10 protein-coding genes are annotated in these 13247 nt (G+C 58.0%); all 10 read left to right on the top strand.

Going from position 1 to position 13247, the window contains the following annotated elements; genetic code table 11:
• The first annotated feature begins 114 nt into the window (after positions 1 to 114).
• The 10 genes from QQX03_RS05735 (at position 115) to QQX03_RS05690 (ending at position 13244) form a co-directional block, all read left to right on the top strand.
• Positions 115 to 2073, top strand: a complete 1959-nt coding sequence (locus tag QQX03_RS05735; protein WP_285976902.1) for a putative bifunctional diguanylate cyclase/phosphodiesterase — start codon at positions 115 to 117, stop codon at positions 2071 to 2073.
• A gap of 260 nt (positions 2074 to 2333) precedes the next feature.
• Positions 2334 to 3296 (top strand): malate dehydrogenase, encoded by a 963-nt coding sequence (gene mdh / locus QQX03_RS05730; RefSeq protein WP_285976901.1) that lies wholly within the window; start codon positions 2334 to 2336, stop codon positions 3294 to 3296.
• Positions 3289 to 3747 (top strand): hypothetical protein, encoded by a 459-nt coding sequence (locus tag QQX03_RS05725; RefSeq protein ID WP_285976900.1) that lies wholly within the window; start codon positions 3289 to 3291, stop codon positions 3745 to 3747. The genes mdh and QQX03_RS05725 overlap by 8 nt, the downstream gene beginning before the upstream one ends.
• Before the next feature lie 28 nt (positions 3748 to 3775).
• Complete coding sequence (gene sucD, locus QQX03_RS05720; RefSeq protein WP_285976899.1) at positions 3776 to 4666, top strand: succinate--CoA ligase subunit alpha; 891 nt, start codon at positions 3776 to 3778, stop codon at positions 4664 to 4666.
• Between the two features lie 25 nt (positions 4667 to 4691).
• On the top strand, positions 4692 to 7520 hold the full coding sequence (locus tag QQX03_RS05715) for a 2-oxoglutarate dehydrogenase E1 component (RefSeq protein ID WP_285976898.1): 2829 nt from the start codon (positions 4692 to 4694) through the stop codon (positions 7518 to 7520).
• A gap of 10 nt (positions 7521 to 7530) precedes the next feature.
• Positions 7531 to 8751, top strand: a complete 1221-nt coding sequence (gene odhB / locus QQX03_RS05710; RefSeq protein WP_285976897.1) for a 2-oxoglutarate dehydrogenase complex dihydrolipoyllysine-residue succinyltransferase — start codon at positions 7531 to 7533, stop codon at positions 8749 to 8751.
• A gap of 12 nt (positions 8752 to 8763) precedes the next feature.
• Positions 8764 to 10182 carry a dihydrolipoyl dehydrogenase gene (gene lpdA, locus QQX03_RS05705; RefSeq protein ID WP_285976896.1) on the top strand — a complete coding sequence of 473 codons (1419 nt, stop codon included), beginning with the start codon at positions 8764 to 8766 and terminating at the stop codon, positions 10180 to 10182.
• A gap of 387 nt (positions 10183 to 10569) precedes the next feature.
• On the top strand, positions 10570 to 11916 hold the full coding sequence (locus QQX03_RS05700) for an amidase family protein (RefSeq protein ID WP_285976895.1): 1347 nt from the start codon (positions 10570 to 10572) through the stop codon (positions 11914 to 11916).
• A 3-nt stretch (positions 11917 to 11919) separates the two neighbouring features.
• Complete coding sequence (locus QQX03_RS05695; protein ID WP_285976894.1) at positions 11920 to 12609, top strand: PepSY domain-containing protein; 690 nt, start codon at positions 11920 to 11922, stop codon at positions 12607 to 12609.
• Positions 12606 to 13244, top strand: coding sequence for a trimeric intracellular cation channel family protein (locus QQX03_RS05690; RefSeq protein ID WP_285976893.1), 639 nt, complete (start codon positions 12606 to 12608; stop codon positions 13242 to 13244). The genes QQX03_RS05695 and QQX03_RS05690 overlap by 4 nt, the downstream gene beginning before the upstream one ends.
• Positions 13245 to 13247 lie beyond the last annotated feature (3 nt).

The raw sequence follows: 13247 nt of genomic DNA, 5'->3' as shown, positions 1-13247 counted from the left end.
TCTCCCTGCAACATAGAATGCGCCCGCCAATCCGCAGAAACCCTCCGTCTTTTTGGTAAGCACCTCGTTAACCTGTCATTGACAAGTTTGGGTTAATCCCGAGCGGTAATGGGAATGTCAGCGACAATCAACGCCATCAAAAGGCGCCTATCTGTCCGTTCGAGCCAGGACACATTGTCTGCGCGCGTGCGGCGAACCCTCGTATCGACCCTTTATACCCAACCAGCCAGCCTTGCGATCGGCGCGTTCAATGGGGTGGCCTCTACCGCGATTGCAGCGTGGGTCTCCGGTGAGCATATCCTGTACATCGGATGTATCCTGCTGACGGTGATCGCGATGGCACGCGTGGTTGCCTCGCTTGGTCTTTCCCCTGATCAAACGCATACCAGCACGCAGAAGCTCGAGCTGGTGTACGAAGTCGGTGCGTTCAGCTACGCCTTTGTGCTTGGCGGAATTGCCGCCTTGACCATTGCGCTGCAAACCACCGCTTCGGTCGAAGTGCTGATGATCGCCAACGCCACCTGCTACGGTGTTGGCATTTGCGCACGCAATGCAGGCCGTCCAACAATCGCGATGGGCCAGCTTTGTCTGGTCTGTTTTCCCATCATGGCCGCGGCGCTTTACATCGGCTCGCTCGCCCTGCTCGCACTTTTCGTGAACATGTTGCTGCTGATCCCGGCGATGGCTTCAATCACTTTGAATGTGTTCAAGGTTCTGCGCGATTCCATCGCTTCAGCGGAAACCAGTGCACGCATGGCCGACAAGATGCAGATCCTTGCTCGTACCGATGTTGTTACAGGACTCGCGAATCGTGCGGGCCTCAACCATGTGATGGTCGAAAGCATGAGGGGCCTGAAGGGCGACCAGCAGATGGCATTGATCTGGATCGACCTGGATCGATTCAAGGAAGTGAATGATTTGCTGGGCCACCCGATCGGCGACAAAGTGTTGGCAGAAGTGGCCAATCGCCTGCGCGAAGTCGTGCCTGAAGGTGCAACCGTAGCGCGCTTCGGCGGCGATGAATTCGTCCTCTACGGCCCGGTCGAAGACCGGAGGGAAGCCGAGCGGCTGGCCAGCGAAATTCATATTGAAGTCATGCGCCCACTAAGGGTTGACGGAAGATCGCTGGATGTGCGGGTCTCGCTCGGCGTTGCGATGATGCCCGATGATGCAAAAGACATCGAAACGTTGATGCAGCGTTCCGACCTCGCACTCTATCATGCCAAGGTCGCCGGCCGTTCGCAGACCAGCTTCTTCAACCCGAAGATGACGCGCGATCTGGTGCGCCGCCGTGAGATCGAAGACGAGTTGCGCAGTGCAATCATGCGGGACGAACTGTCGATCTACTTCCAGCCGATCATTCATCTGGATACAGGCAAGATCCACACCTTCGAAGCGCTGGTACGCTGGTTCCATCCTGAAAAAGGTGAGCTGCGCCCGGACGAGTTCATTCCCGTAGCTGAAGAAACCGGCGTTATTGTTACACTGGGTAATTGGATTACCGCGCAAGCCGCCAAAGCTTGCGCGCAATGGCCGGAGCATGTCAGCGTTGCGGTAAACCTTTCGCCTATGCAGATCCGCGCTCCGGGGGCAGCTCTGGGCATCATCAACGCCTTGCGCGAAGCAAATCTTGACCCGCACCGGCTCGAACTTGAAGTCACAGAGAGCCTGTTCGTGGATGACAATCATGCCACTGCGGTATTTATGGAAGAGCTCTCGAGCCGCGGCGTCCGTTTCGCGCTTGATGACTTCGGCACGGGGTATTCTTCGCTGGGCTATATCAACAGCTTCCCATTCTCGAAGATCAAGGTCGACCGCAGCTTTGTGTCTGGCCCCAATGTTGGCAAGAAGACCGATGCTATTATTCGCGCAGTGGCCAAGCTTGGCTCGCAACTCGACATGGATATTGTCGCCGAAGGCATCGAGACGATCGATCAGGTCCAATCCGTTCGCGAAGCCGGATGTACGCTGGGGCAAGGTTATTACTTCAGCCGCGCTGTCCCAGATTATCTTGCGGCTATGCTGCTTACGCAGGAAAGCGATGACGATAAGCCTGCGCGCGCGCAGGCCTGACACACTTCGCCTTTGCGGGCACTTCTTGCAAAACAGCGCAAATTCAGCAATTTTGATAGCGCTTATTGCTATTGCGAATAGTTATCAAATATTCAATCGAGCTGCATGCTTTTCGCGGTTGCTTTCGCGCGCGTAGCCGCCTAGGCCTCTGGCAAGTGTCCCGGTGCGAAATCCCCCCGGACGCAGGGGAAACGTGCCAATGTGGCTAGGCAGTTTTTATGCGTCTGATGCATTAATCGCGGAAAGGATTTTCCCTCACCATGGCTCGTAAAAAGATCGCGCTCATCGGCGCCGGCATGATCGGCGGCACGCTCGCCCACCTCGCGGCGAAGAAGGAAATGGGCGATATCGTCCTCTTCGACATCGCGGAAGGCATGCCGCAGGGCAAGGCACTGGATCTGTCGCAATGCGGCCCGATCGAAGGCTTTGACGCGAATATCAAGGGTTCGAACGACTATGCCGACATCGCGGATGCAGATGTAGTGATCGTGACCGCTGGTGTGCCGCGCAAGCCGGGCATGAGCCGTGACGATCTGCTAGGCATCAACCTCAAGGTGATGAAGTCGGTCGGCGAAGGCATCAAGAACAACTGCCCTGACGCATTTGTGATCTGCATCACCAACCCGCTTGATGCGATGGTCTGGGCGCTGCGCGAATTCAGCGGCCTGCCGCACAACAAGGTCGTCGGCATGGCAGGCGTGCTCGACAGCGCGCGCTTTGCGACCTTCCTCGCATGGGAATTCGGATGCTCGGTCAAGGACGTCAACGCATTCGTGCTCGGCGGCCACGGCGACACTATGGTCCCGGTCACCAGCTACACCACGATCAACGGCATTCCGGTGAATGACTATGCTAAGATCAAGGGCGTGCCCGCAGACCGCATTGATGAAATCGTAAAGCGCACGCGCGCAGGCGGCGGCGAAATCGTCCAGCTGCTCGGCAATGGCTCGGCCTATTACGCGCCTGCCACCAGCGCGATCGCGATGGCCGAAGCATACCTCGGCGATCAGAAGCGCATCCTGCCGTGTGCGAGCTATGTCGAAGGCAAATACGGCCTCGACGGGCTCTATGTCGGCGTTCCGACAGTGATCGGCGCAGGCGGCACCGAAGAAGTGATCGAGATCGAACTCAGCGACGAAGAGAAAGCGAATCTCAAGGTCAGCACCGACGCGGTCGAGGAACTGCTCGAGGTGTGCAAGGGGCTTGATAGCAGCCTTGCTTAAGCAGGTTTCCCTTCTTTGCCTCCTTGCGCTGTCCGCATTCCCCGCAGCCGCACGTGAGGTTCATCGTGCGGAAATTGGCGAGGATTTTGCTCCCAATGTCGCGCCCGAGCGGCGTGTCTATTGTTCTGACACGCAAGTGGTAACGCTGGCTGACGGAACCGAGTACCGCGCTTGCGTCAATTGGCGCGCACAAAGCAAGTCGCGCCTGATCCGCACCTATGCCGCACTCGAAGGGCCAGATGGCGATACGGATGCCAATGTTGAAATCGCACGCGCGTGTTTCGATCTGGCTGTTGCCAGTCAGAACGATCCCTATCGAACAGCATTCGATGTCAACACTTTTGTCGATGGTGCGCGGGCGCATTTTTCCCTCAGCGCCAAAACCCGCGCGATGATGCGCACCAATGAATACTCTCTGCGCGTCTACGAACGTGGCGTGTGGCTTGGCTGAACCGAATTAGAAAGACGGAGTTTTGTGAATGTCTATCCTCGTCAACAAGGACACCAAGGTCATCACGCAAGGGATGACCGGTAACACAGGTACGTTCCACACAGAGCAAGCTGTCGCTTACGGCACGCAGATGGTGGCAGGTGTTACGCCTGGCAAAGGCGGCACCGAGCATATCGGCATTCCGCAGTTCAACACGGTTGGCGATGCGAAGGCGGCAACCGGCGCGACCGCTTCGTGCATTTACGTGCCGCCTCCGTTCGCGGCGGACGCGATCCTTGAAGCGATCGATGCAGAGATCGAGCTGATCGTTGCCATCACCGAAGGCATTCCGGTGCTCGACATGGTTCGCGTGAAGCGCGCGCTGCAAGGTTCCAAATCGCGCCTGATCGGCCCGAACTGCCCGGGTGTTCTGACACCGAGCGAATGCAAGATCGGCATTATGCCGGGCAGCATCTTCAAAAAGGGCAGCGTCGGCGTTGTCTCACGTTCCGGCACGCTCACTTACGAAGCCGTCCACCAGACAACTATGGTTGGTCTTGGCCAGACCACCGCGGTGGGCATCGGCGGTGACCCCGTGAACGGCACCAACTTCATAGACGTGCTCGACATGTTCCTGGACGATGATGAAACCAAGTCGATCATCATGATCGGCGAGATCGGCGGCAGCGCGGAAGAAGAAGCCGCTGAATTCATCGCCAATGAAGCAAAGAAAGGCCGCAAAAAGCCGATGGTTGGCTTTATTGCTGGCCGCACAGCGCCTCCGGGCCGCCGGATGGGCCATGCTGGCGCAATCGTATCGGGCGGCCAGGGCGGCGCGGATGCCAAGATCGCAGCGATGGAAGCTGCGGGTATCCGCGTATCGCCAAGCCCCAGCGAACTTGGCACAACGCTCGACGCGCTGCTGAAAGAACTGGCTTAACTTTTCCTCCTCCCCGGAGACCGAAATGGGTAACGAAAACCACGAGTTTCTGCCTGAAATGGGCGACCAGGAAGTCCCTCAACAGGGGCCCAGCTGGGGCAATCCGCGCTGGCTGGAAACCGTTGCGGATTCAGGCGCAGACCTGACAGCTGCGCTTGATCCCACGACGCTCAAGGCAGAGGTCAAACAAGCTGCCGCGGCGGCTGGCAAGCCAACTGACCCCAAAGCGGTCGAAAAGGCGGCGAGCCTATCGATAGCGGCGATGACTCTGGTGCGGCTATATCGTGTGCGCGGCCATATGGCGGCGGATCTGGATCCACTTGGTCTGCACAGCCATGAGACACCAAACGACCTAACACTCGATTTTCACGGGCTTGCCGGCAATGAAGATCAGGAAGTCTATGTTGGCGGCGTATTGGGTCTGGAATGGACGACCGTTCGCGAACTCTATGACACTTTGCGCGCGGCCTATTGCGGCAAGGTTGGCCTTGAATACATGCACATTGCCGACACAGAAGAGCGGCGTTTCCTGCAGGACAAGTTCGAAAGCCCGGGTGAAACGATCCAGTTCACCGACGAAGGCAAACGCGCGATCCTGGCCGCTGTGGTTCGCGGCGAGGAATATGAAAATTTCCTCGGCAAGAAATACGTTGGCACCAAGCGTTTCGGCCTGGATGGCGGCGAAGCGATGATCCCTGCCCTGGAGGCGGTGATCAAGCATGGCGGCCAAGCCGGCGTGCGCGAAATCATCTATGGCATGGCGCACCGCGGCCGATTGAACGTGCTCGCCAATGTGATGGCCAAGCCTTACAAGGTGATCTTCCACGAATTTTCCGGCGGTTCTGCCAGCCCGGAAGACGTAGGCGGCTCTGGCGACGTGAAATATCACCTGGGCACCAGCACCGATCGTGAATTTGACGGGATCGAAGTACATATGAGCCTGGTCCCCAACCCGTCTCACCTTGAAGCGGTTAATCCGGTGGTCCTGGGCAAAGCCCGCGCGCAGCAAGCGATCCGCGGCGATCTGGACAAGCACGAGCAAGTCTTGCCAGTGCTGATCCACGGTGACGCAGCATTCGCAGGGCAAGGCGTGGTGTGGGAAAGCCTGAGCCTTACGGGCATCAACGGTTACAACACTGGCGGTTGCCTGCACTTTATCATCAACAACCAGATCGGTTTTACGACCGCGCCCAAATTCTCGCGCGGATCACCTTACCCGTCTGACGTTGCCAAGGGCGTTCAGGCACCCATCCTGCACGTCAATGGCGATGATCCAGAGGCCGTGACCTTCGCGTGCAAGCTCGCGGTCGATTATCGTCATCGCTTCAAGCGCGATATCGTGATCGACATGTGGTGCTATCGCCGCTTCGGCCATAACGAGGGGGACGAGCCGAAATTTACGCAGCCGTTGATGTATGACGCGATCGGCAAGCACAAAAAGGTCAGCTATCTCTATGCAGAGCGCTTGATTGAAGAAGGCGTGATCGAAAAAGGCTATACGCCTAAATTGCGCGACGACTTCACCGCATTGCTCGACGAAGAGTTTGAAGCAGCCAAAAGCTACAAGGCCAATGAAGCCGACTGGTTCGGCGGACGCTGGGCGGGCCTGAACAAACCGGCCGACCCCGAAGGTTCGCGGCGCAACATTGAAACGGCGATCGAAAAGAAGCTGTTCGACAGTTTGGGCCGAACATTGACGACGATCCCGGATGATCTGAACGCGCACCGCACGCTGCAGCGCGTGATCAAGGGCCGCGCAGACATGTTCGAGAGCGGTGACGGTTTCGACTGGGCGACTGCGGAAGCGCTCGCATTCGGCAGCCTCGTAACCGAAGGATACGGCGTGCGCCTGTCCGGACAGGATTCGGGCCGCGGCACCTTCAGCCAGCGCCACGCAGTCTGGGTCGACCAGAAGACCGAGGACAAATACCTGCCGCTGTGTCAGCTGCCGCATGGCAAGTTCGAAGTCTATGACAGCCCGCTGTCCGAATATGGCGTGCTCGGTTTTGAATATGGCTTTGCCATGGCAGACCCGAAAACACTGGTCCTTTGGGAAGCGCAGTTTGGCGATTTCGCCAATGGTGCACAGATCATGATCGACCAGTTCATCGCGAGCGGCGAAGCCAAATGGTTGCGCGCAAACGGGCTCGTGATGCTGTTGCCGCATGGATATGAAGGTCAAGGGCCAGAGCACAGTTCTGCGCGGCTTGAGCGTTTCCTTCAGCTATGTGCGAATGACAATATCCAGGTCTGCAACATCACAACGCCGGCGAATTACTTCCATGTGCTTCGCCGCCAGATGCATCGCGATTTCCGCAAACCGCTGATCATCATGACGCCCAAGAGCTTGCTGCGCCATCCCCTCGCCAAGAGCAGCGCAGACGAGTTCATGGGAGACCATCACTTCATGCGGATCAAGTCTGACATGACAGATATTGCAGACACGAAGGTAAAGCGTCTGGTACTGTGCAGCGGCAAAGTCGCTTACGATCTAATGCAGAAGCGGGACGAGGAAAGGCTCGACGATGTCTCGATCATCCGGATCGAACAATTGTACCCCTTCCCCGGCGATGCGCTTGCGGTGCGCCTCAAGCGTATGAAAAAGCTTGAGGACGTTGTCTGGTGTCAGGAAGAGCCAAAGAACAATGGTTCATGGTTCTTCGTTGATCGGCTGATCGAGCAATCGTTGAGCGATGCTGGTCATCCCGGCTTGCGACCGATCTATGCCGGGCGCGATGCATCCGCTTCGCCAGCGACAGGTCTCGCAAAACGGCATCAGGAACAGCAGGAAGCGCTAATCGCGGAAGCACTGGGCCTGAACAGCAAAACCAATTCCAGTAAGTCTAAGGGCTAAGGACCACATCATGGCCACAGAAGTTACAGTACCAACTCTGGGTGAATCAGTCACCGAAGCGAGCGTTGGCGAATGGCTGAAGCAGCCGGGCGACACGGTAGAGGCCGATGAGCCGATTGTTTCGCTAGAGACAGATAAGGTCGCGGTTGACGTACCTTCGCCTGTCGCGGGTGTGATCGGCGAGCACAAGGTTGCGGTTGGCGACACCGTTGAAGTCGGCGCAGTGATCGCGATCATCGAAGAAGGCTCCGGCGCACCGGCCAAGAAGGCTGAAAGCAAGGAAAGCGCCCCTGCCCCGGCTGCAGCGAAAGAAGATACCTCTGGTAGCAGCGATTCCATCACCATGTCGCCGGCGGTGCGCCGCGCCGTACTGGAACACGGGGTCGATCCGACGACGATCAAGGGTACCGGCAAGGACGGTCGCTTGACCAAGGAAGATGTTCTGGCCGCAGCGCGCAACAAGCGCGATGGCGAGAGCGCATCTGCACCGGCCGCGGCACCGGCGCCTGCCGCTGCTGTAGCAGCAGGTGATCGCAAAACTGAGCGCGTCAAGATGACACGGATGCGCCAGACCATCGCCAAGCGTTTGAAAGGCGCGCAAGACAATGCCGCGCTGCTGACTACGTTCAATGATGTCGACATGTCGGCGGTGATCGAAGCGCGCAGCAAGTACAAAGACATGTTCGCAAAAAAGCACGATATCCGTCTGGGATTCATGGGCTTTTTCGCGAAAGCCGCATGTCTGGCGCTGAAGGATGTGCCCTCGGTCAACGCCTATATCGAAGGCGATGAGATCGTCTATCACGACTATGTCGACATCTCTGTCGCAGTGTCCGCGCCAAACGGGCTGGTCGTTCCGGTGGTGCGCGATTGCGATGCCAAGGGCTTTGCTCAGATCGAGAAAGACATCGCAGACTTCGGCAAGCGCGCCAAAGATGGCACGCTGACGATGGAAGACATGTCGGGCGGTACCTTCACTATCTCTAACGGCGGCGTGTTCGGATCGCTGATGTCGACCCCGATCATCAATCCGCCGCAGAGCGCTGTGCTGGGCCTGCACCGGATCGAAGACCGCCCCGTCGCGGTCAACGGCCAGGTCGTGATCAAGCCGATGATGTATATCGCGCTGAGCTATGACCACCGCCTGATCGACGGCCGCGAAGCGGTGACCGCACTCAAGATCATCAAGGAAGCGATCGAAGATCCGACACGGATGCTGATCGACCTTTAAGGAATACCCCCAATGGCTGACCATTCTTACGATTACGATGTCCTGATTATCGGCGCTGGCCCAAGTGGCTATGTCGCAGCAATTCGCGCGGCGCAGCTGGGCCTGAAAGTGGCTTGTGCGGAAGGCCGCGCCACACTGGGCGGAACATGCCTGAACGTGGGTTGCATCCCATCAAAAGCGATGCTGCATGCGTCCGAGTTCTATGATGCGGCCGCCAATGGCACTATGGCCAGCATGGGCGTAGACGTGACCCCGAAACTCAACCTTGGAAAAATGCACGAACAGCGGATCGATGCGGTCGATGGTCTGACCAAGGGCATCGAGTTCCTGTTCAAGAAGAACAAGGTCGACTGGAAAAAGGGCTACGCCACGTTCCAGGACGCGCACACGGTAAAAGTCGGCGACGAAACCGTAACCGCCAAAGACATCGTGATTGCCACCGGTTCTTCGGTCACTCCACTGCCGGGTGTAGAGGTCGACAATGACAAGCAAGTCGTGGTCGATTCCACTGGTGCGCTCGAGCTCGCTAAAGTTCCGAAGAAAATGGTCGTCATCGGTGGCGGTGTGATCGGGCTAGAGCTTGGCTCTGTGTGGCGCCGTTTGGGTGCAGAAGTGACTTGTGTGGAATTCCTCGACCAGATCCTGCCCGGAATGGACGGCGATATTCGCAAGGAAGCAAACAAGATCTTCAAGAAGCAAGGGATCGAGTTCAAGCTTTCGACCAAGGTCACTGGCGTATCCGTGAAAGGCAAGAAAGCGACACTGACGCTTGAGCCAGCTGCAGGCGGCGATGAAGAGAAGCTGGAGGCTGATTGCGTGCTGGTGTCGATCGGTCGCAAGCCCAATACCGATAGTTTGGGTCTTGAGAACATCGGTCTGGAAACCAACCAGCGCGGTCAAATCGAAACCGATCACTCCTTCCGGACATCAATCGAGGGCGTGTGGGCGATTGGTGACGTGATTCCCGGCCCGATGCTGGCGCATAAGGCCGAAGATGAAGGCATCGCAGTAGCTGAGAACATCGCGGGTGAGACCGGCATCGTGAACCACGATGTGATCCCGAGCGTAGTCTACACCTGGCCCGAGATCGCCGGTGTTGGACTGACAACCGAGCAAGCCATCGAAAAGGCATGTGGCGACAAGGCCAAAGTCAAAGTCGGCAAGTTCCCAATGATGGCAAACAGCCGCGCGAAAACCAATCACGAGCCTGACGGCTTCGTAAAGGTCATCGCCGATGCAGAAACCGACCGCGTTCTAGGCGTGTGGTCTATCGCCAGCGTTGCCGGCACAATGATTGCCGAAGCTGGCATCGCGATGGAGTTTGGCGCAACATCAGAAGACATCGCCTATACCTGCCATGCGCACCCAACCCATGCTGAGGCGATGAAGGAAGCGGCGATGGCGGTGCAAGGCAAGCCGATCCACATTTGATCGGCTTCGACTATTCGACGCCGAACCGCTGGAAGAAATCCTTACCATTGGCGTCGGGTATTTCTGCGGTGATGCCACATTCGCCTTGCTCAAGCTCGAGTGCAAAATAGCCCGTCGTGCCTTGGGACATGTGATGGATACCTCCGACAAATTTCGCTGCGACAGACGTTTTCTAGCCGCCGGCAGGGAAGAAATCCAGCCACCGCAAGTCGCCAATCCAAATATTGCGACTACCAAAGCCATTGAACGCATCGTTTGCCCCACCCCAAGGTTCATCGACCCGGAAATCATGGTAATTGTGCCTTTGTGCCTCGTCACAACTAGCAATTCGCGTTTGATCAGCCCCTTTCCTCTCCCTAAGAAGCGAGCTGGGAGAGGGAGAATTGTGTGGCCTATCCGAAATTGACCGACAAGCCGGGCGCGCTGGAGACTGCGGCACGCATCCGCAAAGGCGAGATTTCACCGCATGAAGCCGTCGAAGATGCGATTGCGCGGATTGAACATCTCGACGCTCATATCAATGCCATTGCCGTATGCGATTTCGAGCGCGCGATTGCGACCGCCAAGGCTATGGATCGCGATGACCCCAGCGAGCATCAGCCGCTGTTCGGCGTGCCTATGACGATTAAGGAAAGTTTTGATATCGCTGGCCTTCCCACCACGTGGGGGCACAAGTCGCACGAGGATTATGTTGCGCGACGAGATGCCAAGATCGTACGCCAACTCAAGGCGGCAGGCGTGGTCTTTCTGGGCAAAACCAATGTGCCGATCGACCTGAGTGACTGGCAAAGCTTCAACGAAGTCTACGGCCGCACCAATAACCCGCACAATCACGATCGTTCCCCTGGTGGATCATCGGGCGGTTCAGCCGCAGCGGTCGCAAGCGGAATGGTACCGATCGAGTACGGCACAGACATTGGCGGCTCTGTGCGGGTGCCAGCGCATTTTTGCGGCGTCTGGGGCCACAAGACCAGCTGGGGTCTGGTCAGCAAGCATGGCCATGATCACCCGCTGATGGCAGGCAAAGACGCGCATGATGGCGCGCTTTCGATTGCAGGGCCGCTGGCGCGCAATCCCGATGACATCGAGATTATCTTGCGCCTGACAGCAGAATTCCCGCTGTTTGAACGCCAGAAGCCGCTCAAGTCATGCCGCATTCTTGCGATCCTTGATCACCCTGACAGCCCCTTGGATGACAGCGTACGCGGACCGATGGAAGCGGCTTTGAGCGCTCTCGAAGCGGCGGGCGTGCAGATCGACCGGACGAGCGATCTCATCCCCGACCTCGCAGCACAGCAAGCGGATTATCTGCGCATGCTCAATGTCGCGATGGCGCGCGGAGCCCCCTCGCCCGATGGTAAACGCGCGACAGCAACCGACTGGTTCGACCTGCTAGATCTGCAAGCGCGCAACGAATTGGCATGGGCGCATCTGTTTGAAAGCTATGACTTTGTGCTCGCGCCCCCTGCCCCTGTATTGGCAGTCCCGCATCGCGACGAAGCAGTTTTTCGCGGCGACATTGACATCAATGGCGAAGCTCATCCGGCCTCTGGCGGGCTAGCCTGGGCGGGTCTCGCGACCTTCCCCAATCTGCCCGCTACCGTGCTACCCATTGGTTCAGGCTCATATCTCGGTGCAGAGCTGCCATGCGGGATGCAAGTCATGGGGCGGCGTTGGGGCGATCTGGATTGCGTCGCCGCCGCGCGTGAAATCGACACACTTTTGAACGGATAAGCAGTGCCTAAACTGACGATGCTTAAATTTGCCAGGTGGCATATCTGGCTTGGCTGGCTGGTGGGTTTTCCCACGCTGATGTGGATGGTGACAGGCCTCTACATGGCGGCCAAGCCGATCGAGGAAGTGCGCGGCAATCACTTGCGTGTAGAGCAAGCGGTCCAGCCGCTGGTACTGCCAGGAAGCGCGCTGGCGAGTGCAGAATTTCCGATCCGCGAAATGCGCGCCGTGATGCAGGATGGCCGCGCCGTGGCGATCCTTACCGGCATGGATGGCAGCACACGCCGGGTCGATATTCAAAGCGGGGCGGCCTTGCCCGCGCTGTCCGCCAATGATGCCCGATTGATTGTGGCCGAACAGATCAAGGGAGGCGACCAGATACGCAGCGTGACTGCGTTCGATGCCGACAATGTCCCGTTCGATTTCCGTCGCGAAATGCCCGTTTGGCAGGTCGCACTGGAAGATGGCGCGCATATCTATATCGGGCGCGATACCGGCCAGATCGAGGCCGTACGCACGCGTTGGTGGCGCGGGTTCGATTTCATGTGGGGCCTGCACATCATGGATTTGAGGACTCGCGAAGATACCAGCCATCCGATCCTGATCCTGTTTGCCGCTCTGGGTGTGATCGGTGCGCTGCTTGGCTGCATTCTGATGTTCCGCCGCCGCAAAGCGAAGGTCTCAGCCGCGTGAACGGCGCTGAAGTCCTCACCCCGGTACTCGATGTGCTCGATATTCTCGGCCTTGCCATTTTTGCGCTGACCGGCGCGTTGCTTGCCGCCAAGCTCAAGCAGACATTCGTTACGCTGGCCTTCTTTGCGTTGGTGACAGGAGTAGGCGGCGGCACCGTACGTGATCTGTTGATCGGCGCGCCGGTGTTCTGGATGACTGACCCGTGGGTCGCGCCGATATGCCTCGGCACTGCTTTGATCGCGTGGTTTACACCCACGCGCTGGTGGGAAGGCAAATTACTCGATTATGCCGATGGCGCGGGTCTTACGGCCTATGCAGTGCTCGGCAGCGCAAAGGCGCTGTCATACGGCATCCCGCCCGTACCGGCTGCACTTATGGGGATCATCACCGGCTGCGTGGGCGGAATTATTCGCGATGTTGTTGCAGGCAGGCCGTCAATCATCATGCGGCCAGAGCTATATGTGACTGCAGCCGCAGCCACCGCAGCTCTAACCGTTGGCGGCATGGCCACGGGTATCGACAACCCCATCGTATGGGGCACGGCATGGATAGCAGGCTTCGCGCTGCGCAGCGCGGCGATCCGATGGCAAATCGCGCTTCCATCCTATGACGAGACGGAAAGCACGACAGATTAGGTT

This window comes from Altererythrobacter rubellus (genome assembly GCF_030284385.1).
In the GTDB taxonomy this organism is placed as follows: Bacteria; Pseudomonadota; Alphaproteobacteria; order Sphingomonadales; family Sphingomonadaceae; genus Erythrobacter; species Erythrobacter rubellus.
Note: the sequence above shows the minus strand (reverse complement) of the source record. Positions and strands in the feature narration are given on the sequence as shown.